This is a genomic window from Pseudomonas sp. YeP6b (genome assembly GCF_025642995.1).
Classification (GTDB): domain Bacteria; phylum Pseudomonadota; class Gammaproteobacteria; order Pseudomonadales; family Pseudomonadaceae; genus Aquipseudomonas.
This window is the reverse complement of record NZ_CP080090.1, coordinates 4,860,271-4,884,903: the sequence shown is the minus strand read 5'-3', so window position 1 is coordinate 4,884,903 and position 24,633 is coordinate 4,860,271. Positions and strand designations below refer to the sequence as shown.

The following is a 24,633-nucleotide window of genomic DNA, read 5'->3' as shown; positions in this document are numbered from 1 at the left end:
GCCTTGTAGTTCCGCCTAGGGCTTTTCAATCTCCAACAAAACCTGGCGATTACGCACCTGATCGCCTGCAGTCACCTGCACGCCTTTGATCACCCCATCGATGCCGGCCGTCAGCGGGTGTTCCATTTTCATCGCTTCGAGCACCAGCAGCAGTTGGCCTTTAGTGACCGTCTCACCGCTGCTCACGCGTACATCGACGATGGCGCCGTCCATCGGCGCCTTGACGGTGCCGCTGCCGGCGTCGGCCTGGCGGCTGGCGACTTGCTGGGTGCGGTTGATCACCTTTACGCCGGGCAGCCAAAGCTGGGTATCGTCGAGGTGGTAGGCGACGCGGCGGCGGATGCCGTTGATCACCAGCGTGGCCCAGTGGCCGTCGGTGCTGAGGCTACTGATGTCGATGCCGTTGGCCTGCAGGCGATTATCTTCCAGCACGCTGACGGCGATGTCGTGGGTCTGCCCGTTAATCTCCAGGCGATAGGTCCAAGGCACGCTGGCGTTGTTGCGCCAGCCCGCTAAACCTTGGCGGTGCGCGCGGGCGCTGTGTTGATAGAACAGCGCGGCGGCCAAGGCGATCTGCTCGTCCGTTGCGGCCTGGCGGGGGATTTCGTTGAAGTGTTCGGCGATAAACCCGGTGCTGAAGTCGCCGGCGATAAAGTCTTCTTGCTTGAGCAGGTCAATCAACAGCCGCTGATTGGTGGTCACGCCCAGCAACACTGTGTCCTCGACCGCCCGCAGCAATTTGCGCCGGGCCTCTTCGCGAGTGGCGCCATGGGCGATGATCTTGCCCAGCATCGCGTCATAGAACGGGCTGATGCGTTGGCCTTCGAGTACGCCGTGGTCAATCCGCACGCCGGCGGCGGGTTCCCAGCGCAGTACGTCACCGGTTTGCGGCAGGAAGCCTTGGGCCGGGTCTTCGGCGTACACGCGTACTTCCATGGCATGGCCGTGCAAGGTTACGTCCGCCTGGTTCAGTGGCAGCGGCTGGCCCGCGGCGATTTGCAGTTGCCAATCCACCAGGTCGAGGCCGGTGATCAGTTCGGTCACCGGGTGCTCTACTTGCAGGCGGGTGTTCATTTCCAGGAAGTAGAACTGCCCGTTGCGGTCGAGCAGGAACTCCACGGTGCCGGCGCCGACGTAATTGACCGCGCGCCCGGCCTCTAACGCGGCTTCGCCCATGGCTTGGCGCAGCTCGGCTGTCATCACGGGGCAGGGGGCTTCTTCGATGACTTTCTGGTGGCGGCGTTGGATCGAGCAGTCGCGTTCGCCCAGGTAGATGAGCTTACCGTGGCTGTCGCCGAACAGTTGGATTTCCACATGGCGTGGGTCGATCAGGGCGTGTTCGAGGATCAGCTCGTCGCTGCCGAAGGCGTTTATCGCTTCAGAGCGCGCGGTGCGCAGTTGGTCGAGCAATTGTGTGCTGTCGTGCACCAGGCGCATGCCGCGCCCACCGCCGCCGGCACTGGCTTTGATCATCAGGGGGTAGCCGATGCGCTGGGCTTCTTGTTGCAGGGTGGCGTCGTCTTGCTGGCTGCCTTGGTAGCCGGCGATGCAGGGCACGCCCGCCTCGAGCATGGCCAGTTTGGACCGGCGTTTGCTGCCCATCAGTTCGATGGCCTCGGGGCTGGGGCCGATGAAGGTGATGTTCGCGTGTTGGCAGGCGCGGGCGAACTCGGCGTTTTCGGAGAGGAAGCCATAGCCGGGGTGGATGGCGTCGGCGCCTGTGATTCTGGCGGCTTTGAGGATGGCCGCGATGTTGAGGTACGACTGCTGGACGGGGGCCGGGCCGATGTTGACGGCTTCGTCGGCCATCTGCACATGCAGGGCTTGGGCGTCGGCGTCGCTATAGACGGCGACGGTGCGGTAGCCCAAGCCTTGAGCGGTGCGCTGGATGCGGCAGGCGATTTCGCCGCGGTTGGCGATCAGGATTTTGCTGAATGTGGGCATTGGTTTATCCCTGGGTAATCGGGTGTTTGTTCTGGCCCCATCGCAGGCAAGCCAGCTCCCACTTGTTGAAATGCGTTCTCCCTGTGGGAGTTGGCTTGCCTGCGATGGCGTCACTTGCACCAACTCGGCTTACGCTTCTGCACAAAAGCCTGCGTCCCCTCTATCCCTTCCACGCCAGTCACGGCCTCAGCAAACCACTGCGCCCCGCGATCCAATACGGCCTCAAGCGGCTCATCGGCACTGGCCAGTAACAAGGCTTTCGTCCGTCCATTCGCCCCCGGCGCGCACTGCAACACTTGCCCCAGCACCTCATCCAGGCGCTCCGCCAATGCCTGCGCATCGCTCTCGGCAAAATGCACCACCCCCAACCGGTGGGCCTCAACCCCATCAAATCGCGCCGCCGTCAGCGCCAGCCGTCGTGCCTGGGTCAGGCCGATACGCTTGACCACAAACGGCGCAATCTGCGCTGGCAACAAGCCCAGGCTGGTCTCCGGCAGGCCGAACTGCGCCTTATGATCGGCAATCGCAATATCACTCACACACGCCAGCCCAAACCCGCCGCCCAGCACGGCGCCTTGCAGCACGACGATCACCACCTGCGGCACGGCCTCGACTTCTTGCAGCAAGGTGCCGAACGCGCGGTTCAGCGCCTGCAACTGTTGCTTGCCGCCTGCGGTGACCATGTCCTTCACATCCGCCCCGGCACAGAAATGCCCGCCGGCGCCGCTGATCACCAACGCGCGCACTTGGCTGTCGAGCTGCGTCAATACCGCGCGCAGTTCATTGACCATCTCAAGGCTCATGGCGTTAAGGTTTGCCGGGCGGTTGAGGGTGATGTGCAGCACGCCGTTATGCGGTTCGAGCAGCAAGGTGTTCATGATTTTTTCCCAGGCAAGGTGCCCATCAATTTGCAGATGATGCCCAGCATGATTTCGTCGGCGCCGCCGCCAATCGAGACCAGCCGCACGTCGCGGTAGGCGCGGGCCACGGGGTTGTCCCACATGAAGCCCATGCCGCCCCAGTATTGCAGGCAGCTGTCGCTGACTTCGCGGCCCAGGCGCCCGGCCTTGAGCTTGGCCATGGAGGCCAGGCGGGTCACGTCCTGGCCTTTGATGTATTGCTCGGTGGCCTGGTAGACCAGCGCGCGCAGGCATTCGATTTCGGTGGCCAGTTCTGCCAGGCGAAAGTGGATGACCTGGTTGTCGATCAGCGCCTTGCCAAAGGTCTGGCGCTCTTTGCAGTACTCGATGGTGCTGTCGATGCAGTACTCCAGGCCCTTGATCATGTTGGCCGCGCCAAACAGGCGCTCTTCCTGGAACTGCAGCATTTGCATCATGAAGCCCGCACCTTCATGGCCGATGCGGTTGCGCTGCGGCACGCGCACGCCGTCAAAGAACACTTGGGCGGTCTCGGAGCTGTGCATGCCGAGTTTTTCCAGGGGTGGGCTGACGCTGATGCCTGGCGTGTTCATCGGCACCATGATCAGCGACTTGTTGATGTGCGGCTTGTCGTCCGAGGTGTTGGCCAGCAGGCAGATAAAGTCGGCGCTGGGCGAGTTGGTGATCCACATTTTGCTGCCGTTGATCACGTAGTCGCCACCGTCCTTGCGTGCATGGGTTTTCAGCCCGGCCACGTCGGAACCAGCGCCGGTTTCCGAGACGCCGATGCAGCCCACTTGCTCGCCGCTGATGGCCGGGCGCAGGAACTCATCGCGTAGCTCATCGGAGCCGAAGCGGGCGAGGGCGGGGGTGCACATGTCGGTCTGCACGCCGATGGACATCGGGATGCCGCCGCAACGAATGGTGCCGAACTCTTCGGCCGCGACGATGGAGTAGCTGTAGTCGAGGCCCATGCCGCCGAATTTTTCCGGCTTGGAAATGCCCAGCAGGCCGAGGTCGCCGGCCTTGCGGAAAATAGCGTGGATGGGAAAGCGCCCGGCTTTTTCCCATTCGTCCACATGCGGGTTGATCTCGCGGTCGACGAAGGCGCGGACGGTGCGGCGCAGTTCCTGGTGTTCTTGGGTGAAGATCATTGTTCTTGTTCTCCCTGTGGGGACGCGGAGCGTCCTGGGCTGCATTCCCACGTGGAGCGTGGGAACGATCACGTTAAAGGCGCGCTACACCGAAGCTGTTGGGCTGCAACTGCCGCACCTCGGCTTCATGGCAAATATCCAGCAGGTAACCCAGCAGCGTGCGGGTATCGCGTGGATCGATCAGCCCGTCGTCCCACAGATTCGCGCTGCCATAGAGCGCGGTGGACTGGCTGTCGAGCTTCTGCGCAGTGACCTGCTCGAGCATGTCCAGCACCTTGGGGTCGGGCACCAAACCCTCCTTGAGTTGCTTGGCCTCGGTGACGATACGCAGCACCTTGCCCGCTTGCGCGCCGCCCATCACCGCCGTGCGGCTGTTGGGCCAGGCGAAGATAAAGCGCGGGTCCAGGCCACGGCCGCACATCGCATAGTTGCCGGCGCCGTAAGAACCGCCAACCACCACCGTGAGTTTAGGCACCCGCGCGTTGGCCACCGCCTGGATCATCTTCGCGCCGTGCTTGATCACGCCTTGCTGCTCCGACTCGGTGCCCACCATAAAACCGGTGGTGTTGTGCAGGAACAGCAGCGGCGTGCGGCTCTGGTCGCACAGCTGGATAAACTGTGCGGCCTTGCTTGCGCCTTTGGGTGTGATCGGACCGTTATTGCCGATCACGCCAACGGCACGGCCTTGGATATGCAAATGGCCGCAGACGGTGTGGGCATCGAACTCGGCCTTGAATTCGAGAAAGTTGGAGCCGTCCGCCAGGCGCGCGAGGATTTCGCGCACGTCGTAGGGTTTTTTCGGGTCGTCGGGGATCAGCCCCAGCAGCTCGTCGATGGGATACAGCGGCGCGGTGTAAGCCCGTTGCGGCGCAGGTGGCTGGCGATCATCCCAAGGCAACAGGCTGACGATTTCGCGCACGATGCGCACGCCATCAGCATCGTTTTCGGCCAGGTATTCGGCCGTGCCGGCGGTTTGCGCATGCATCTCGGCGCCGCCCAATTCTTCATCCGTCGCCACTTCACCAGTGGCGGCTTTGAGCAGCGGCGGCCCGGCGAGGAACAGCTTGGCCTTGCCGCGCACCACCACCACGTAATCCGATAGCCCCGGCTGATACGCACCGCCCGCCGTGGCCGAGCCGTGCACCACGGTGATCTGCGGCAGGCCCATGGCCGACATGCGCGCCTGGTTGGCAAAGCTGCGCGCGCCTTCGACGAAAATCTCGGCGGCATAGTTGAGGTTGGCGCCGCCGCTTTCGGCGAGGGTCACCACCGGCAGTTTGTTTTCCATGGCGATCTGTTGCAGGCGCAGGGATTTTTTCAGCCCCGTGGGGGAAATGGTGCCGCCCTTGATCGCGCTGTTATTGGCCACCACCAGCATGCGCACGCTGCTGACGTAGCCGATGCCGGCGATCAAGCCGCCGCCGGCCGCGCTGCCATCTTTGTCGTCGTGGAGTTTGTAGCCGGCCAGGCTCGCCAGTTCCAGGAACGGCGCGCCGGGGTCCAGCAGCAGGTTGAGGCGCTCGCGCGGCAGCAGTTGGCCGCGCTTGTCGAACTTGGGTTTAGCTTCCTGTGCCTTGCTCAGCAGGGTGTGTTCCAGCTGGCGCAGCTGCGCGATGGCAGCCAGCATCGCTTCGCGGTTTTGCGCGAACTGCGGGCTGTGGGCGTCGATCAAGCTTTCAATCACCGGCATGCTTTATTGCTCCACCTTGAGTACATCCGGCAGGTAAGCGCGGTGAAAACCATTGAAAGGTTCACTCGGCGGCTGCGCTTTGGGCAATGGCCAGGCGCGGCTGCCCAGGCTGGCGGCGCCGTCGATGCGCAAGGTGCTGCCGCTGATGAAGGCGGCGGCGGGGCTGAGCAGAAACACGATGGCCGCGCTGACTTCCGATTCGGTGCCGATACGCTTGAGCGGCACGTGTTCACGCAAGGTCGGGATCACCGCCTTGAACGCGCCTTCGTAGGTGTCCATGCCGCTTGAGGCAATCCAGCCCGGCGCCACGGCGTTGACGCGCACCCCGGCATAGCCCCATTCGAACGCGGCGGTCTTGGTGAAGTTGTCCATGCCTGAGCGCGCCGCGCCCGAGTGGCCCATGCCGGGCATGCCGCCCCACATGTCGGCGAGCATGTTGACGATGGCGCCGCCGTGCTTGCTCATCGACTGGTTGAACACTTCCCGCGCCATCAGGAACCCGCCGACCAAATTGGTGCGCAGTACGGTTTCAAAGCCCTTTTGGTTGATCGAGGCCAGGGGCGATGGGTATTGGCCGCCCGCGTTATTCACCAGCCCGTGAATCGGCCCGTGTGCGTGAATGACCTGTGCCACCAGCGCTTTTACCGCCTCTTCATCGCGAATATCGCAGGCCTGCCAATGGGCCGTGCCACCGTCTTCGGCAATTTCCGCCGCCACCGCTTGCAGTTTTTCCGGCTTGCGCCCCACCAGGATCACACGGGCGCCGAGGGCCGCCAGTTCATGCGCGGTGCAGCGGCCAATGCCGCTGCCGCCACCGGTGACGATCACGGTTTGCCCTTGGAACAGGTCGCTTTTGAAGATTGAGGCGAAGGCCACGGCAACGCTCCTTTATTTGAATTGATCGGCGATGTGTTGCGGCACAGCAATGGGGATTTCCAGCAGTTGCTGGGCGAAGGCTTTGCCCTGCGGGTCGATGCGCAGGCTGGCGATACCGCCGCCGCCCAGGGCGTTTTCCAGCAGAAAGTTCAGGCTGTGGCTGCCGGGCAAGTACCAGCGCTCGACGCGGCCGTGGACGGGGTCGAGCACGTGGCTCATCCAGTCGACGATCACTTGCGGGGTCAGCACTTCGGCGATCCACGGCAGGTAGTCGGGGTGGCGGGCGATCACGCCGATATTGCTGTGGTTGCCCTTGTCGCCGGAGCGTGCAACGGCCAGTTTCACCAGCGGCACGCTGGCATCGGCGCGGCCTTGGGGCTTGGGCGGATCAATCGGCGCGGCCGGGGTGCGCAGTGCATCGGCCACTGGCAGTTCACAGCGGTGGTGCTGGCCTTGGAGGTCGATCATCAGCTCGCAGGAGGATTTATCAACGAGGAACGAAAACAGCCGAATCAGCGGATACACCGTCGGCCGTCCACCGACGATCCCGGTCAGCCCGGGCGCCATGCCGGTCGCCGCCTGGGCGATCTCGCGGGCGAATAGCACCAGCGCCTGTTTGCTCGGGTGGCGCACCGCGAGTTTGACCACCACTTCGCGGCAGTCCTGGCGTTGGGCGTGGGCGCCGTAGGTGGCTTCGCTGCCGAGCAATTCAATGTTCACTTCGGTGTAAGGCGCCCAGCCGCGCTGGCTGAACAGTTCCGAGGTCTTGTTGATGATCGCCTGGCTGACCCGCTCGGCCTTGGCCACCGCGTCGATCCCGGCGATCAGGCAACTGGCGGTGCAACGAAAGCCGTCCGGGTAGGTGGCGCTGACCTTGTATTGATTGGTCGGCGGCAAACCCTTGGCTCCGTGCAGGCGCACGCTGTGTTTACCTTGCTGCTGCAATTTGACCTGGCTGAAATCGCAGATCACGTCGGGCAGCAAGTAGGCGCGCGGGTCGCCGATCTCATACAGCAACTGCTCGGCCACGCTGAGTTCGCTGATCAGCCCACCCGTGCCGTCGACCTTGTTGACGGTGAACTGGCCGTCGGCGCTGACCTCGACGATGGGGAAACCGATGTGCTCGTAGTCCGGCACGTCGCGCCAATCGGTGAAGTTGCCGCCGGTGCACTGCGCGCCGCATTCGATGATATGCCCGGCGAGTGCGGCCTGGGCGAGGCGGTCGTAGTCTTGCCACGACCAGTTGAATGCATGCACCAGCGCGGCGCTGACCACGGCGCTGTCGACCACTCGGCCGGTGATGACGATGTCCGCGCCCCGTTCCAGCGCGGCGGCAATGCCTGGCGCGCCGAGGTAGGCGTTGACGGAGACGCACATCGGCGGCAGCGGCGCGCCATTGAACATATCGGTGACGCCGTGCAGGTGCTTGAGCTGCGGTTGCAGGTCATCGCCCAACAGTACGGCGATTTTCAGCGGGATTTGCGCCTTATCGCAGGCCGCTTGCAGGGCGGCGGCGCAGGCCTGCGGGTTGATGCCACCAGCATTGCTGATCACGCGGATGCCCTGGCGTTGGATATCGCCCAGCAGCGGCGTGAGCACCTCGACAAAATCGGTGGCATAGCCGGCCTGGGGATCTTTCATCCGCGCACCGGCGAGGATCGACATCGTGACTTCTGCCAAATAGTCGAACACCAGGTAATCCAGCGCGCCGCCGTGCACCAATTGGGCGGCAGCGGTGCAGGTATCACCCCAAAAGGCGCTGGCGCAGCCGATACGAACCGTCTTGCTCATGAGAAATCCTTCCTCTAATGGCTGGTGCCGAGACTACCAAGCAAGCGCTTGGTTTGTAAACTAGGCGCATAAGTTTTGCCCAAGCGCTTGCTTGGCTGGCGGCCACGGCCTAAATTGCCGCCCAAGACGTCAGCACACGTGAAGGAGAGAGGCATGGATGAGCAGAAAGCCCTACGGGTGATGCGCACCATGGTCGACGGCGGCCAATTGACCGACCCCGACAGTGCCCGGGGCAAATTGCTGCAAACCGCAGCTCACCTGTTTCGCAACAAAGGCTTTGAGCGTACCACCGTACGTGATCTGGCCAGCGCGGTGGGCATTCAGTCCGGCAGCATCTTTCATCACTTCAAGAGCAAGGACGAGATCCTGCGCGCGGTGATGGAGGAAACCATCCACTACAACACGGCGATGATGCGAGCATCGTTGGAAGAAGCGAACACCGTGCGTGAGCGTGTATTGGCGCTGATCCGCTGCGAATTGCAGTCGATCATGGGCGGCAGCGGCGAAGCCATGGCGGTGTTGGTCTACGAATGGCGCTCACTGTCGGCCGACGGCCAGGCCCAGGTGCTGGCGCTGCGTGACGTGTATGAAGAGATCTGGCTGCAGGTGCTGGGCGAGGCCAAGGCCGCCGGTTACATCAGGGGCGATGTGTTTATCACCCGGCGCTTCCTGACCGGTGCGTTGTCTTGGACCACCACTTGGTTTCGCGCCCAAGGCAGCCTGACTTTGGAGCAATTGGCCGAAGAAGCCCTGCTGATGGTGCTGAAGGCCGATTGAGGTGCAAGCCATTAATTTGCCGATGGAAAGTTGTCTCACCTGACAAAAACGCCTAGCTTATCGCCATCAGAGTATTAAACGGTGTGTGTCTCAATGTTTTCGCCATCGCCGCTGGCTGCAGGACTAACTATATGGGCACTGGGCACCGCGTGGGGTGTGCCGGCTTCGGCTGCGCAATTGGTGAGGATCGGCGCCGCGCATTTCCCGCCCTACACCGTACGCCCTGAGCAAGGCGCCGACACCGGTTTACTGCCGCAACTGGTCGAAGCCCTGAACGCCTCGCAAACCGACTACCAGTTTGTGCTGGTGCCGACCTCCATTCCACGGCGCTTCCGCGATTTCGAGCAAGGCCGGGTCGACATGGCGATCTTCGAAAACCCCGACTGGGGCTGGCAGAACATTGCGCATACCGCGGTGGACATGGGCCTGGAAGACGCGGAAATCTTCGTCGCCCAGCGTGGGGCCGATCGCGACCAACACTATTTCGCCGACCTCAACGGCAAGCGCCTGGCCTTGTTCAGCGGTTATCACTACGCCTTCGCCAACTTCAATCCTGACCCCAAGTACATGGCCGAACACTTCAACGCCACGTTGACTTATTCCCATGACAGCAACTTGCTGATGGTGGCGCGTGGGCGTGCCGATATCGCGCTGGTCACGCGTTCGTACTTGAGTGATTTCATGGTGCGCAATGCGGACATGGCCGGGCAGTTCCTGGTCTCGGAGCGTATTGACCAGGTGTATCACCACTACGCGTTGCTGCGGCCCAAGGCACCGATTACCGGGGCGGCGTTTGCCGAGTTGCTCAAGCGCCTGCGCGATAATGGGCAGATGTTGAAGATCTTCGAGCCGTATCGCATTGATGTGACGGCGATGCGCTGAGGTCTATGTGTTGAACAGGCTTGTTGTGGCAAGCTCGCTCGCCACAAACAAGCCTGTTCACTCTTTGATCAATCAAACCCTGCGCGCAAACGTATCGCTGTGGTTGCCCGACACCTTGCGGCAATGCACCAGCGCATCACGAATCATGAAGTTCACCAGGGTCGGTGACACACCGAGTTCCTTGGCGATGTCCTTTTGCGGTACGCCGTGCAGGCGGTACATCTCGAACGCATAGCGGGTGCGTTGTGGCAGCTCCGTCAGGGCGTCGGCGATGTTTTCCAGGGTGTTGAAGTTGATGTGGGAGGTTTCCGGTGATGCGCCGTGAATAACCACATTCAAGCCTTCCTCTTCCGTCCCGGAGTATTTGAGCTCCAGGGCCTGCTTGCGGTAGTGATCGATCGCCAGGTTGCGCACGATCTGGAACAGATAACTCAATTGGGCCTTGAACGATGACGTGATCGTCGGCGCCGATTGCAGCCGGAAGTAGGCGTCCTGCACGACGTCTTCGGCACGCGAGCGGCAGCCGGTAATGCGTGCCGCGATCTTCACCAGAATCAAACGATTGTCGACGAATGCCTGGAGAAGCGGTGAGTCGCACCTGCCTGTGGATACTTGTTCCGTCATGGAAATCACCTTGTCGCAAAAGAGTTAGGGGAGGGCATCCTTGCTGAGGCCTCCTACACATCGGGCAACAAATTATGCTTAATGATAATGATTGTCAAATGAGAAGGCGAACTAATCTTATGCCTGTTTGGAAGGTGTGAACCGCGTCTCGCTCCTCTCCCGCGACTAATTATTTGCCCGCTCCGTCCGTTCTCATGGGTGACAGGTCCGTTAACAAGCGGCCAAGGATCAGCGCCCGCAGGAGGACGACATGGGTTTGTATCGTGCATACAGCGTGTTTTTGTTTGGAGACCTAAATTGATGAGTGCCTCCACGCGACTGCGCCTGTTTTGCCTGCCCTATTCGGGGGCCAGCGCCATGGTTTATGCGCGTTGGCGCCGGGCTTTGCCGGATTGGTTGCACGTGTGCCCGCTGGAGTTGCCGGGGCGTGGCATGCGCATGGATGAACCGTTGCAGCGCGATATCAAGGCCTTGGCAGCGCAGCTTGCGGATGAGATCAGCCGTGACCTGAGCGGCCCCTATGCTCTGTTCGGCCACAGCCTCGGCGGCTTGCTGGCATTTGAGCTGGCCCACGCACTGAATGAGCGCGGCGTGCCTGCGCCACTGGCGTTATTCGCCTCTGGCACCGCCGGCCCGGCGCGCCGTGATGTGAGCGAATACGCCATCGCAAAGACCGACCAACAACTGATCGCCCGCCTGCGCGAACTGCAGGGCACCGCCGAAGAAGCCCTGGCCAACCCCGAGCTGATGCAGTTGATGCTGCCGATTCTGCGCGCCGACTTCCTGCTCTGCGGCAGCTTCACCTACGGCCAGCGCGAGCCGCTGGGCATGCCGATCCATGTGTTCGGCGGCAAGCAAGACAGCGTGCGCGCCGAGCAGTTGCTCGACTGGCAGGCCGACACCGCCAGCGGCTTTTCCCTGGACATGTTTGATGGCCACCACTTCTTCCTCGTGCAGCACGAAAGTGCCGTGCTGCGCTGCCTGCGGCGCTATGCCGACGAACACCTGGCGCGCTGGCGCAATGGCGCGGCGCGGCCACTGGCCGCCGGCTAAGCGCTCTCTAATTCTCGATTTTCCCGTAAGCCGATTTCAGGCAGGAACCCCATGATGGACGCCTTCGAACTTCCCCGCACATTGGTCCAGTCCCTTCAACGTCGTGCCGCGCAGACCCCGGATCAGGTAGCGCTGCGCTTCCTCGCCGAGTCGGCCGAGCACAGCGTCGTGCTCAGTTACCGTGACTTGGACCAACGCGCCCGTACCATCGCCGCCGCCTTGCAGGCCAATGCGGCGTTGGGCGACCGCGCGGTGCTGTTGTTCCCCAGCGGCCCGGACTACGTCGCGGCGTTCTTTGGTTGCCTGTACGCCGGGGTCATCGCGGTGCCGGCTTATCCGCCCGAATCCACGCGTCGGCATCACCAGGAGCGCCTGCTGTCGATCATCGCCGATGCCGAACCGCGCCTGCTGCTGACCATCGCCAGCCTCGGCGGCGGCCTGTCACAGATCGACAACGCACCGCCGGTGCTGAGCGTCGACACCCTGGATGCGCAGATCGCCGACGGCTGGGTCGAACCCGAACTTCACGCCGACGACATCGCCTTCCTGCAATACACCTCCGGCTCCACCGCATTGCCCAAAGGTGTGCAAGTCAGCCACGGCAACCTGGTGGCCAACGAAGTGCTGATCCGTCGCGGCTTCGGCATCGACCTCAACCCGGATGACGTGATCGTCAGCTGGCTGCCGCTGTACCACGACATGGGCCTGATCGGCGGCCTGCTGCAACCGATCTTCAGCGGCGTGCCGTGTGTGTTGATGTCGCCGGCTTACTTCCTCGGCCGGCCATTGCGCTGGCTCGAAGCGATCAGCGAATACGGCGGCACCATCAGCGGGGGGCCGGATTTCGCTTATCGCCTGTGCAGCGAGCGGGTCAGCGAATCCGCCCTGGAACGCCTGGACTTGAGCAAGTGGCGCGTGGCGTATTCGGGCTCCGAACCGATCCGCCTCGACACCCTGGAACGCTTCGCCGAGAAGTTCGCGGCCTGCGGGTTCACCTCGAACAATTTCTTCGCCTCCTACGGCTTGGCCGAGGCCACCCTGTTTGTCGCCGGCGGCACCCGTGGCCACGGCATCCCGGCCTTGCGCCTGGACGAACAAGCGCTGGCGGCGAATCGTGCCGAGCCGGGGCAGGGCAGCGCGATCATGAGCTGCGGCACCTGCCAGCCGGAACACGCGGTGTTGATTGCCGACCCGCACACGTTGAGCGAGCTGCCGGATAACCGCGTCGGCGAGCTGTGGGCCACCGGCCCGAGCATCGCCCACGGCTACTGGCGCAACCCTGAGGCCACTGCCAAGACGTTCGTAGAACAGGCTGGCCGCACCTGGCTGCGCACCGGCGACTTGGGTTTTATCCGCGAGGGCGAGGTGTACATCACCGGTCGCCTGAAAGACCTGCTGATCGTGCGCGGCCACAACCTGTATCCCCAGGACATCGAACAGACCATCGAGCGCGAAGTGGAAGTGGTGCGCAAGGGCCGCGTCGCCGCCTTTGCCGTGAATGATCAGGGCCTGGAAGGCATCGGCATCGCCGCCGAAATCAGCCGCAGCGTGCAGAAAATCCTGCCACCCGAAGCGCTGATCAAAGCTATCCGCCAGGCCGTGGCCGAGGCCTATCAACAAGCCCCGAGCGTAGTTGTATTGCTCAACCCCGGCGCCTTGCCCAAGACGTCCAGCGGCAAGGTGCAGCGCTCGGCGTGTGCCCTTCGCCACGCCGACGGCAGCCTCGACAGCTATGCGCAGTTCCCCGACCTGCACGTGCAAGCGAGCGATGCGGCGTTGGAAACCGAACTGCAAAGCCAGATCGCAGCGATCTGGTGCGAGCAGTTGCAGGTCGCAACTGTCGCGGGCGATGACCACTTCTTCCTGCTCGGCGGTAACTCCATCACCGCCACCCAAGTGGTTGCGCGCCTGCGCGAAACCCTGGGCCTGGAGCTGAACCTGCGCATGCTGTTCGAAGCGCCGACGCTTGCGAGCTTTGCCGCAAACGTCGCGCAATTGCAGCAGGACGGCGGCATCGCTCAAGGCGCGATTCATGCCTTGTCGCGCCAAGACGACCTGCCGCAATCCCTGGCACAAAATCGCCTGTGGATCACCTGGCAACTCGACCCGCAGAGCAGCGCCTACACCATCCCCGGCGCTTTGCGCTTGCGCGGTGAGCTGGACGAAGACGCGGTGCGCGCCAGCTTCCAGCACCTGATCCAGCGCCACGAAGCCCTGCGTACCCGCTTCTACGAGCGCGACGGCCAGGCCTTCCAGCGTGTGGACGCAAGCATCGAATTCGACCTGCACGTCATCGACCTCAGCGACCTGCCCGCCGCCGAGCGTGAAGCGCGCGCGCAACAGATCCGCGAAGACGAAGCGCGCACCCACTTCGACCTGGAAAAAGGCCCGCTGCTGTGGGTGACCCTGGTACGTCTGGACGATGAAGAGCACCAATTGCTGGTAACGCTGCACCACATCATTGCTGACGGCTGGTCGCTGAATATCCTTATCGATGAATTCTCGCGGCTGTACGCTGCCGCGACCCAGGGCCAAACCCTGGCGCTGCCGCCATTGGCCCTGCAATACGCCGACTACGGCAGCTGGCAGCGCCAATGGCTGGCAGAAGGCGAAGGCCAGCGGCAATTGGCGTATTGGAAAGCGCAGTTGGGCGAGGAGCATCCAACCCTGAGCCTGGCCACCGACCACCCGCGCTCGGCGCAGCAACGCAACAGCGCCTCGCGCCATAGCGTGCGCCTGGATGCAGGCCTCAGTGCCGCGATTCGCCAGACCGCCCAGGCCAACGAATCCACACCGTTCATGTTGCTGCTGGCGGCGTTCCAAAGCCTGCTCTACCGCTACAGCGGCCAGCGTGATATTCGCATCGGCGTGCCGAATGCCAACCGCCCGCGCCAGGAAACCCAAGGCCTGGTCGGCTTCTTCATCAACACCTTGGTGCTGCGCGCCGAGCTGGATGGGCGACTGCCGTTCAACCAGCTGTTGGCTGCAACCCGCCAAACGGCGTTGGGTGCCCAGGCCCATCAGGACCTGCCGTTCGAACAACTGCTGGAAGCCTTCCCGCAAGCCCGTGAACAAGGCCTGTTCCAGGTCATGTTCAACCACCAGCAGCGCGACTTGAGTGCCTTGCGCCGCCTGCCGGGGATGCTCGCCGATGAGCTGGCGTGGCACAGCCGCGAGGCCAAGTTCGACCTGCAACTGCACAGCGAAGAAGACCGCAACGGGCGCCTGAGCCTGTCGTTCGACTACGCCGATGAATTGTTCGACAGCGCAACCATTCAGCGTCTCGCCGAGCACTTCATCAACCTGCTGCACGCCGTCTGCAAGCAACCGCAACAGGCCATCGGCGACCTGAAGCTGATGCAAACCGACGAGCAGCAGCCGTGGAGCGAAGCGCCGTGCGTGCCCGCGCAGCAGTGGTTGCCCGAGTTACTTAACCGGCACACCTCGGACAGCACCGCACTGGTCTGGCAGGGCGCCAGCCTGACCTTCGCTCAACTGCACACCCAGGCCAACCGCCTGGCCCATTACCTGCGTGACAAAGGCGTCGGCCCGGATGTGTGCGTGGCCATCGCCGCCGAGCGTTCGCCGCAACTGTTGATCGGCTTGCTTGCGATCATCAAGGCCGGTGGCGCCTACGTGCCGCTGGACCCGGATTACCCCGCCGACCGCCTGGCCTACATGCTTCAGGACAGCGGCGTACACCTGCTGCTGACCCAAACCTCGCTGCTGGAGCTGTTACCGGCCACCGAAGGCGTGTGCGTGATCGCGATGGACAGCCTGCACCTCGACAGTTGGCCGACCCAGGCGCCGGGTCTGCACTTGCACGGCGATAACCTCGCCTACGTGATCTACACCTCCGGCTCCACTGGCCAGCCCAAAGGCGTGGGCAATACCCATGCGGCACTGGCCGAGCGCTTGCAGTGGATGCAGGCCACGTATCAACTCAACGAAACCGATGTGCTGATGCAAAAGGCGCCGATCAGTTTCGACGTGTCGGTGTGGGAATGCTTCTGGCCGCTGATCACCGGTTGCCGGTTGGTGCTGGCCGGCCCCGGCGAGCATCGCGACCCGCACCGCATCGCGCAGTTGGTGCAGGAGCACGGCGTGACCACCTTGCACTTTGTGCCGCCGCTGTTGCAGCTGTTTATCGATGAGCCGTTGGTGGCCGAATGCACCAGCCTGCGCCGCCTGTTCTCCGGCGGCGAAGCCTTGCCTGCCGAGTTGCGCAACCGCGTATTGGCACGCCTGCCGGCAGTGCAACTGCACAACCGTTATGGCCCGACCGAAACCGCGATCAACGTCACCCATTGGCAATGCAAAGCCGAGGATGGCGAGCGCTCGCCGATTGGCCGGCCGCTGGGCAATGTGACCTGCCGTGTGCTGGACGAACACCTCAACCCACTGCCCGCCGGTGTGCCGGGCGAACTGTGCATCGGCGGCATCGGCCTGGCGCGTGGTTACCTCGGCCGCGCCGGGCTGACCGCCGAACGTTTTGTCGCCGACCCACTGGGCGAGGCGGGCGCACGCCTGTATCGCACTGGTGACCGTGTGCGCTGGAGCGCTGACGGCGTGCTCGAATACCTCGGCCGCCTTGATCAGCAGGTCAAACTGCGTGGCTTTCGTGTGGAACCGGAAGAAATCGAAGCGCGCCTGCTGGCCATGGACGGCATCGCCCAGGCCGTGGTGCTGGTGCGCGAGCAGCAGTTGATCGGCTATTACACCGCCGGTACCGAGTTGGACGAACAAGCGGTAAAAACCGCCTTGGCCGCCGAGCTGCCGGAGTACATGGTGCCCGCGCAACTGATGCGCCTGGACGCCATGCCCCTGAGCCCCAGCGGCAAACTCGACCGTCGCGCATTGCCCGAACCGGTGTGGCAAACCCGTGAACACATCGAACCCGAAACGCCGTTGCAGCAGCAGATTGCGGCGATCTGGCGCGAAGTCCTCGGCCTGCCACGCATTGGCTTGAGCGACGACTTCTTCGCCCTCGGCGGCCACTCGTTGCTGGCCACGCAAATCATCTCGCGCACCCGCCAGGCCTGCGACGTCGAGTTGCCATTGCGCACCTTGTTCGAAGCCAGCGAGTTGGGCGCGTTTGCCGAGCAAGTCGGGCTGATCCAAGCCTCGGGCCAGCGCAACCAGCAAACCGCCATCGCCAAAGTCGACCGCAGCGCGCCGGTGCCGCTGTCCTATTCGCAGCAGCGCATGTGGTTCCTCTGGCAGATGGAACCGGACAGCCCGGCCTACAACGTCGGCGGCATGGCGCGCCTGCGCGGCGTGCTGGATGTGGGGCGTTTCGAGGCCGCGTTGCAAGCCTTGATCATGCGCCACGAAACCCTGCGTACAACGTTCCCGAGCGTCGACGGCGTGGCTTATCAAAAGGTCGCGCCGCAAACCGGCCTGCGCATGGATTGGCAGGACTTCTCGGCGCTGAACGACACCGAGCGCCAGCGGCGTCTGCAACATCTTGCCGACCACGAAGCCCACACGCCCTTCAACCTGGAAACCGGGCCACTACTGCGCGCATGCCTGGTCAAGGCCGGCGAGCAGGAACACTACCTGGTGCTGACCCTGCACCATATCGTCACCGAAGGTTGGGCGATGGACATCTTCGCGCGTGAACTCAGCGCGCTGTACGAAGCCTTTATCGACGAGCGCGACTCGCCGCTGGCGCCGTTGCCGGTGCAGTACCTCGACTACAGTGTGTGGCAGCGCCAGTGGCTGGAGTCTGGTGAGCGTCAGCGCCAACTGGATTATTGGATCGCACAGCTTGGGCATGAGCATCCACTGCTCGAACTGCCCGCCGATCGCCCACGCCCGCCGGTGCAAAGCCATCAGGGCGAGCTGTACCGCTTCGACCTGAGCGATGAACTGGCCGCCCGCGTGCGTGCCTTCAATGCCGAGCGTGGCTTGACCCTGTTCATGACCATGACCGCCACCCTGGCCGTGTTGCTCTACCGTTATAGCGGCCAGACCGACCTGCGCATCGGCGCGCCGGTGGCCAACCGGATTCGCCCGGAAAGCGAAGGGCTGATCGGCGCCTTCCTCAACACCCAGGTGCTGCGTTGCCAGCTCAATGGGCAGATGAAAGTGGGGGAGTTATTCGAGCACGTGCGCCACACCGTGATTGAAGGCCAGTCCCACCAGGACCTGCCGTTCGACCACGTGGTGGAAGCCCTGCAACCCCCGCGCAGCGCGGCGTACAACCCGCTGTTCCAGGTGATGTGCAACGTGCAGCGCTGGGAATTCCAGCAGAGCCGCCAACTGGCCGGCATGACTGTCGAGTACCTGGCCAACGATGCACGTGCAACCAAGTTCGACCTCAACCTGGAAGTCACCGACCTCGACCATCGCCTGGGTTGCTGCCTGACCTACAGCACCGACCTGTTTGACGAACCGCGCATTGCGCGCATGGCCGAGCATTGGCGCAACCTGCTGGAGGCGTTGATCGCCAACCCGCAACAGCGCCTCAGCGAACTGCCGCTGCTGACGGCCGCCGAGCAGCGTGCGCTGCAAAACAGTTTGGGTGTCGAGGCCGGTGAGCATCGCCTCGATCAGTGCATCCATCCGCTGTTCAGCCAGCAGGCGAATAATCGTCCCGATGCGCCTGCGCTGACCTTCGCCGGTGAGACGCTGACCTACCGCGAAGTGGACGCCCGCGCCAACCGCCTGGCCTGGATGCTGCGCGAGCGCGGCGTCGGCCCTCAAGTACGTGTTGGCCTGGCGCTGCCGCGTTCTTTGGAAATGGTGATTGGCCTGTTGGCGATCCTCAAAGCCGGCGGTGCCTATGTGCCGCTGGACCCGGAATACCCGCTGGACCGCTTGCACTACATGATCGAAGACAGCGGCATCGGCCTGCTGCTCAGTGACGCGGCGATGTTTGAAGCGCTCGGTGAACTGCCGGCGACGGTGGCGTGTTGGTGCCTGGAAGACGACCTTGCGGTGCTCGCCAATTACCCGGCCAACGAGCTGCCGTTCATCAGCCTGCCGCAACACCAGGCGTACCTGATCTACACCTCCGGCTCCACCGGCAAGCCCAAAGGCGTGGTGGTGTCCCACGGTGAAATCGCCATGCATTGCCAGGCGGTGATCGAGCGCTTCGGCATGCGCCCGGATGACTGCGAACTGCACTTTTATTCCATCAACTTCGACGCCGCCACCGAGCGTTTGCTGGTGCCGCTGCTCAGCGGTGCGCAGGTGGTTCTGCGAGCCCAGGGCCAGTGGGATGCCGAAGAAATTTGCGCGCTGATCCGCACCCATCGCATCAATATTCTGGGCTTTACCCCAAGCTACGGCAGCCAGTTGGCGCAATGGCTGGCGACCCAGCACCAGACCTTGCCGGTGCGCATGTGCATCACCGGCGGTGAGGCGCTGACCGGCGAACACTTGCAGCGTATCCGCGCGGCGTTCAACCCCGAGGTGTTTTTCAACGCCTACGGCCCGACCGAAACCGTGGTCATGCCGCTGGCCAGCCTGGCGCCGGAGCAGTTGGAAGAGGGCGCCGCCAGCGTGCCGATCGGCAGCATCATCGGCGCGCGTGTGGCCTACATTCTCGACGCCGACCTGGCGCTGGTGCCGCAAGGCGCGACCGGCGAGTTGTATGTCGGCGGGGCCGGTCTGGCCCAGGGTTACCACCAGCGCCCGGGCATGACCGCGGAGCGCTTTGTCGCCGACCCGTTTGCCACGAAGGGTGGCCGTTTGTACCGCACCGGCGACCTGGTGCGCCAACGCGTCGATGGCCTGGTGGAGTACCTGGGCCGTGTCGACCATCAAGTGAAGATTCGCGGTTTCCGTATTGAGCTGGGCGAAATCGAAACCCGCCTGCTGGAACACCCAGCGGTGCGCGAAGCGGTGGTGCTGGCGTTGGAATCACCCAGCGGCAAACAGCTGGTGGCCTATCTGGTCAGCGACGCCGACCACGGCACCCTGCGCGAGGCGCTGAAGGCACACCTCAAGGCGCAACTGCCGGACTACATGGTGCCCGCGCACTTGATCGTGCTGGACAGCATGCCGCTGACCGCCAACGGCAAGCTCGACCGTCGTGCCTTACCGCAGCCGGACCCGGAGGCGAATCGCCAACAATACGTGGCGCCACGCAATGAGCTGGAGCACACCCTGGCCGCGATCTGGTGCGCCGTATTGAACGTGCAGCAAGTCGGCCTGGACGATAATTTCTTTGAACTGGGCGGCGACTCAATCCTGTCGATCCAAGTAGTCAGCCGCGCGCGGCAAGCTGGAATTCACTTCAGCCCGCGCGATTTATTCCAGCACCAGACCGTGCAAACCCTGGCTGGCGTGGCCACGCGTTCCGAGCAGGTTACCGCCGAGCAAGGCGTGCTGACTGGCAGCTCAGGGCTTACGCCGATTCAGCATTGGTTCTTCGATACCGAGATGCCTAATCGTCAGCACTGGAACCAGGCGTTGCTGCTAAAACCGCTGCAACTGCTCGAACCTCATCGCCTGGAGCAAGCGCTGTTGGCGGTGCTGGAGCACCACGACGCCCTGCGCTTGAGCTTCACCCCGCGCGACGCCCAATGGCACGCCGAGCATTTGGCCGTGCCGCAAGGCGGCGTACTGATGCAGGCGCAAGTGCGCGATATGCAGCAGTGCAGCGCGCTGTTCACCGACACCCAACGCAGCCTCGACCTCGAACACGGCCCGCTGCTACGCGCCTTGCTGGTGGACGGCCCGCAAGGTCAGCAACGCCTGCTGATCGCGATTCATCACCTGGTGGTGGATGGCGTGTCGTGGCGCGTGTTGCTGGAAGACCTGCAAACGGTTTACCGCCAGTTGAGCGATGGTCAGTCCGTGAGCCTGCCGGCCAAGACCAGCGCCTTGCGCGATTGGGCTGCGCGCTTGCAGGCTTATGCGAGCAGCGAATCCCTGCGCGAAGAGTTGGCTGTGTGGCAAGACCAGTTGGCCGGCCCGCAGGTGGTATTGCCGGTGGATCGCCCGAACGGCGCGCGGCGCAATCGCGATGCCGACACCGTCAGCGTGCGCCTGGATGCCGAACACACCCGCCAGTTGTTGCAACAGGCGCCAAGCGCCTACCGCACCCAGGTCAACGACCTGCTGCTGACGGCCTTGGCCCGCGTGCTGTGCCGCTGGAGTGGGCACGATTCAGCGCTGATTCAGCTGGAAGGCCATGGTCGTGAAACCTTGTTTGATGACATCGACCTGACCCGCAGCGTCGGCTGGTTCACCAGTGCTTATCCGCTGCGTCTTACACCGCAAGCAGAGCAGGGCGCGTCGATCAAGGCGATCAAGGAGCAACTGCGCGGCGTGCCGCACAAAGGCTTGGGCTACGGCGTGCTGCGTTACCTGGCGGACGATCTGTGCCAGCAGACCATGGCCGCCCTGCCAAGCGCCGACCTCACCTTCAACTACCTCGGCCAATTCGACCAGAGCTTCGGCGCCGATGCGCTGTTCCATCCATTGGATGAGTCGGCCGGCCTGGCCCATGACCCGGATGCGCCGCTGCCCAACGCGTTGAGCGTCGACAGCCAAGTGTATGGCGGTGAATTGGTGCTGCGCTGGACCTTCAGCCGCGAGCGCCATGATCAGCAGACCATTAGCGAGCTGGCCGATGCCTACCTCGCCGAACTGCAAAGCCTGATTGCCCACTGCCTCAAGGACGATGCCGGCGGCCTCACGCTTTCCGACTTCCCGCTGGCCCACCTGAGCCAAGCACAACTCGACAGCCTGCCGATTGCGGCCGGCACCATCGAAGACGTCTACCCGCTGACGCCGATGCAGGAAGGCTTGTTGCTGCACACCCTGTTGGAACCGGGCACCGGCCTTTACTACATGCAGGACCGTTACCGCATCCACAGCGCGCTGGACCCCGAGCGTTTCGCCCAGGCCTGGCAGGCGGTGATCGCCCGTCACGAAGCCTTGCGTGCGTCGTTCTGCTGGAACGTCGGCGAAGATATGCTGCAAGTGATCCACAAACCGGGCAGCACGCCGATTGAGTACCTGGACTGGAGCGCCGATCCGGAAAGTGAACAGGAGCCGCGTCTGCAAGCGCTGCTCAAGGCCGAGCGTGAAGCCGGTTTCGATCTGCTCAACCAAGCGCCGTTCCACCTGCGCCTGATCCGCGTCGGCGAAGCGCGCTACTGGTTCTTGATGAGCAACCACCACATCCTCATTGATGCCTGGTGCCGTTCGCTGCTGATGAATGACTTCTTTGATATCTACATGGCCCTGAGCGAAGGTCGCGAAGCGCAACTGGCCACGCCGCCGCGCTACCGCGACTACATCGCCTGGCTGCAACGCCAGAACCTCGCCGAAGCGCGCCAGTGGTGGCAGCAGAACTTGCAAGGTTTCGAGCGCACCACGCCGATCCCGAGCGACCGGCCGTTTCTGCGTGAACACGCAGGTCACAGCGGCGGCATGGTGGTGGGCGACTGCTACACCCGCCTGGATGCCCGCGACGGTGCGCAACTGCGTGAATTGGCGCAGGCCCATCAACTGACCGTCAACACCTTCGCCCAAGCGGCCTGGGCGTTGGTGCTGCGTCGCTTGAGCGGGGAGCGTGACGTGTTGTTTGGCGTCACTGTGGCCGGGCGCCCGGTGGAAATGCCCGAGATGCAACGCACCGTCGGCCTGTTCATCAACAGCATTGCGCTGCGGGTGAAACTGCCTGAAGACGATCAGCACTGCAGCGTACGCCAGTGGTTGAGTGGCTTGCTCGACAGCAACATGCAGCTGCGCGAGTACGAATACCTGCCGCTGGTGACTATTCAGGAACACAGCGAGTTGCCCAAGGGCCAGCCGCTGTTCGACAGCCTGTTCGTGTTCGAGAACGCGCCGGTGGAAGTCTCGGTGCTGGACCGTGCGCAACGCCTGAACGCCACCTCGGATTCCGGCCGCACCCACACCAACTTCCCGCTGACCGCGGTGTGCTACCCGGGCGATGACCTCGGTTTGCACCTGTCCTACGACCAGCGTTACTTCGACGAAACCACCGTGCAAGGCATGCTCGGTGAGTTTAAGCGGCTGTTGCTGGCGTTGGTGCAGGGCTTCCATGGCGACATGGCCGACCTGCCGCTGATCGGCGAGCAAGAGCGTGAATTCCTGTTGGACGGCTGCAACCAGAGTGAGCACGCCTACCCATTGGAGCGCAGCTACGTCGAGCTGTTTGAAGCGCAGGTGGCCGAGCATGCGCAGCGCATCGCCGCCAGTTGCCTTGACCGTCAATGGACCTATGACGAGTTGAACCGGCGCAGCAACGGCCTGGGTTACGCGCTGATTGCGGCGGGTGTCGGCCTGGATCAACCGGTGGCGTTGCTGGCCGAGCGCAACCTGGATCTGCTGGGCATGATCATCGGCAGCTTCAAGGCCGGCGCCGGTTACTTGCCGCTGGATCCGGGCCTGCCAAGCCAGCGCCTGAGCCGCATTATTGACCTGAGCCGTACGCCGTTGCTGGTGTGCACTGAAGCGTGCCGCGAGCAGGCGATTGAGTTGTTGGAAGGCACCGACTGCCAGTTACTGGTGTGGGAGGAAGTGCCGGGCCGTGGGGAAAATCCAGGGATCTACAGCGGCCCGGACAACCTTGCCTACGTGATCTACACCTCGGGTTCTACCGGCCTGCCCAAAGGCGTGATGGTCGAACAGCGGGGCATGCTCAATAACCAATTGAGCAAGGTGCCGTACCTGGACCTGAGCCCGGCGGATGTAATCGCCCAGACTGCTTCGCAGAGCTTCGATATTTCCGTGTGGCAATTCCTCGCCGCGCCGCTGTTCGGCGCGCGGGTGGATATCGTGCCGAACACTATTGCGCATGATCCGCAGGGTTTGCTGGCGCATGTGCAGGCCCAAGGCATAACCGTGCTGGAAAGCGTGCCGTCGCTGATCCAGGGCATGCTCGCCCAGGAGCGCATGAGCCTGGACGGCCTGCGCTGGATGTTGCCGACGGGCGAAGCGATGCCGCCGGAGCTGGCGCACCAATGGTTGCGGCGTTATCCAGAAATTGGCTTGGTCAACGCGTACGGCCCGGCGGAATGTTCGGACGACGTGGCGTTCTTCCGTGTCGACCTGGCGTCTACCCGTGGCACTTATCTGCCGATTGGTACGCCGACCGACAACAACCGGTTGTACGTGCTCGATGGCGCACTGGAGTTGGTGCCACAAGGTGCTGTGGGTGAGTTGTGCGTGGCGGGTACCGGTGTGGGCCGTGGTTACGTCAGCGATCCGCTGCGTACAGCGCAGGTGTTTGTGCCCAACCCGTTCGGCGAGCCGGGCGAGCGTCTCTACCGCACCGGCGACCTGGCACGTCGGCGCAGCGATGGCGTGTTGGAATATGTGGGCCGTATCGATCATCAGGTGAAGATTCGCGGCTACCGCATCGAGCTGGGTGAAATCGAAGCGCGCCTGCATGAACAGCCCCAGGTGCGTGACGCGGCGGTGGGGGTGCAGGAAGGCGTCAACGGCAAGCATCTGGTGGGTTACTTGGTGGCGGCGGACGACGTGTTGAACCCAAGTGATCGCCTCGACCGCATCAAGCAACGCCTGCGCGCTGAACTGCCGGAATACATGGTGCCGCTGCACTGGTTATGGCTCGAGCGCCTGCCGCTGAACGCCAACGGCAAACTCGACCGCAAGGCCCTGCCAGCCCTGGAGATCGGCCAGTTGCATAGCCAGGACTACCTGGCACCGCGCAACGAGCTGGAAACCACCTTGGCTGCCATTTGGGCTGAGGTGCTCAAGGTTGAGCGAGTAGGCGTACAGGACAACTTCTTCGAGTTGGGCGGGCACTCGTTGCTGGCCACGCAGATTGCCTCCCGCGTGCAGAAAAACCTGCAGCGAGATGTACCATTGCGGGCGATGTTTGAGTGCAGCACGGTGGCGGAGTTGGCCGAGTACATCGAGGGGTTGGCGGCGAATGAAATCAGCGCCGAGAAGGTGGATCGGTTGAGTGATTTGATGGCGGAGTTGGAGGGGCTTTAAGCAAACGTGGAACAAC

11 protein-coding genes are annotated in these 24,633 nt (G+C 63.3%); 4 read left to right on the top strand and 7 right to left on the bottom strand.

Annotation, left to right across the window (positions count from 1 at the left end; translation table 11 throughout):
• Positions 1-15 precede the first annotated feature (15 nt).
• The 6 genes from KZH41_RS21885 to KZH41_RS21860 all read right to left on the bottom strand — a co-directional run bounded on the left by KZH41_RS21885 (position 16) and on the right by KZH41_RS21860 (position 8,333).
• Positions 16-1,944 (bottom strand): acetyl/propionyl/methylcrotonyl-CoA carboxylase subunit alpha, encoded by a 1,929-nt coding sequence (locus tag KZH41_RS21885; RefSeq protein ID WP_263273693.1) that lies wholly within the window; start codon positions 1,942-1,944, stop codon positions 16-18.
• Between the two features lie 110 nt (positions 1,945-2,054).
• A complete protein-coding gene (locus tag KZH41_RS21880) occupies positions 2,055-2,822 on the bottom strand; it encodes an enoyl-CoA hydratase/isomerase family protein (RefSeq protein ID WP_263273692.1) in 768 nt (255 codons plus the stop codon).
• Positions 2,819-3,976 (bottom strand): citronellyl-CoA dehydrogenase, encoded by a 1,158-nt coding sequence (atuD, locus tag KZH41_RS21875; RefSeq protein ID WP_242151576.1) that lies wholly within the window; start codon positions 3,974-3,976, stop codon positions 2,819-2,821. Before atuD ends, KZH41_RS21880 begins: the two co-directional genes overlap by 4 nt.
• Before the next feature lie 73 nt (positions 3,977-4,049).
• On the bottom strand, positions 4,050-5,666 hold the full coding sequence (gene atuC, locus KZH41_RS21870; protein ID WP_263273691.1) for a geranyl-CoA carboxylase subunit beta: 1,617 nt from the start codon (positions 5,664-5,666) through the stop codon (positions 4,050-4,052).
• A gap of 3 nt (positions 5,667-5,669) precedes the next feature.
• The gene (locus tag KZH41_RS21865) at positions 5,670-6,542 is read right to left on the bottom strand and encodes an SDR family oxidoreductase (RefSeq protein WP_094950782.1); all 873 of its coding nucleotides are present in this window, start codon (positions 6,540-6,542) and stop codon (positions 5,670-5,672) included.
• A 12-nt stretch (positions 6,543-6,554) separates the two neighbouring features.
• A complete protein-coding gene (locus KZH41_RS21860) occupies positions 6,555-8,333 on the bottom strand; it encodes an acyclic terpene utilization AtuA family protein (protein WP_263273690.1) in 1,779 nt (592 codons plus the stop codon).
• A gap of 153 nt (positions 8,334-8,486) precedes the next feature.
• On the opposite strand from KZH41_RS21860, the gene KZH41_RS21855 reads away from it, so the two are divergent.
• Positions 8,487-9,110 (top strand): TetR/AcrR family transcriptional regulator, encoded by a 624-nt coding sequence (locus tag KZH41_RS21855; RefSeq protein WP_094950784.1) that lies wholly within the window; start codon positions 8,487-8,489, stop codon positions 9,108-9,110.
• Between the two features lie 93 nt (positions 9,111-9,203).
• Positions 9,204-9,992 carry a substrate-binding periplasmic protein gene (locus KZH41_RS21850; protein ID WP_263273689.1) on the top strand — a complete coding sequence of 263 codons (789 nt, stop codon included), beginning with the start codon at positions 9,204-9,206 and terminating at the stop codon, positions 9,990-9,992.
• Between the two features lie 72 nt (positions 9,993-10,064).
• Here KZH41_RS21850 and KZH41_RS21845 read toward each other — a convergent pair whose 3' ends face one another.
• The gene (locus KZH41_RS21845; RefSeq protein ID WP_027603895.1) at positions 10,065-10,616 is read right to left on the bottom strand and encodes an RNA polymerase factor sigma-70; all 552 of its coding nucleotides are present in this window, start codon (positions 10,614-10,616) and stop codon (positions 10,065-10,067) included.
• A gap of 300 nt (positions 10,617-10,916) precedes the next feature.
• Between KZH41_RS21845 and KZH41_RS21840 the strand changes: the two genes are divergently transcribed.
• The gene (locus KZH41_RS21840) at positions 10,917-11,669 is read left to right on the top strand and encodes a thioesterase II family protein (protein ID WP_242151564.1); all 753 of its coding nucleotides are present in this window, start codon (positions 10,917-10,919) and stop codon (positions 11,667-11,669) included.
• A 51-nt stretch (positions 11,670-11,720) separates the two neighbouring features.
• Positions 11,721-24,617 carry a non-ribosomal peptide synthetase gene (locus KZH41_RS21835; protein ID WP_263273688.1) on the top strand — a complete coding sequence of 4,299 codons (12,897 nt, stop codon included), beginning with the start codon at positions 11,721-11,723 and terminating at the stop codon, positions 24,615-24,617.
• Positions 24,618-24,633 lie beyond the last annotated feature (16 nt).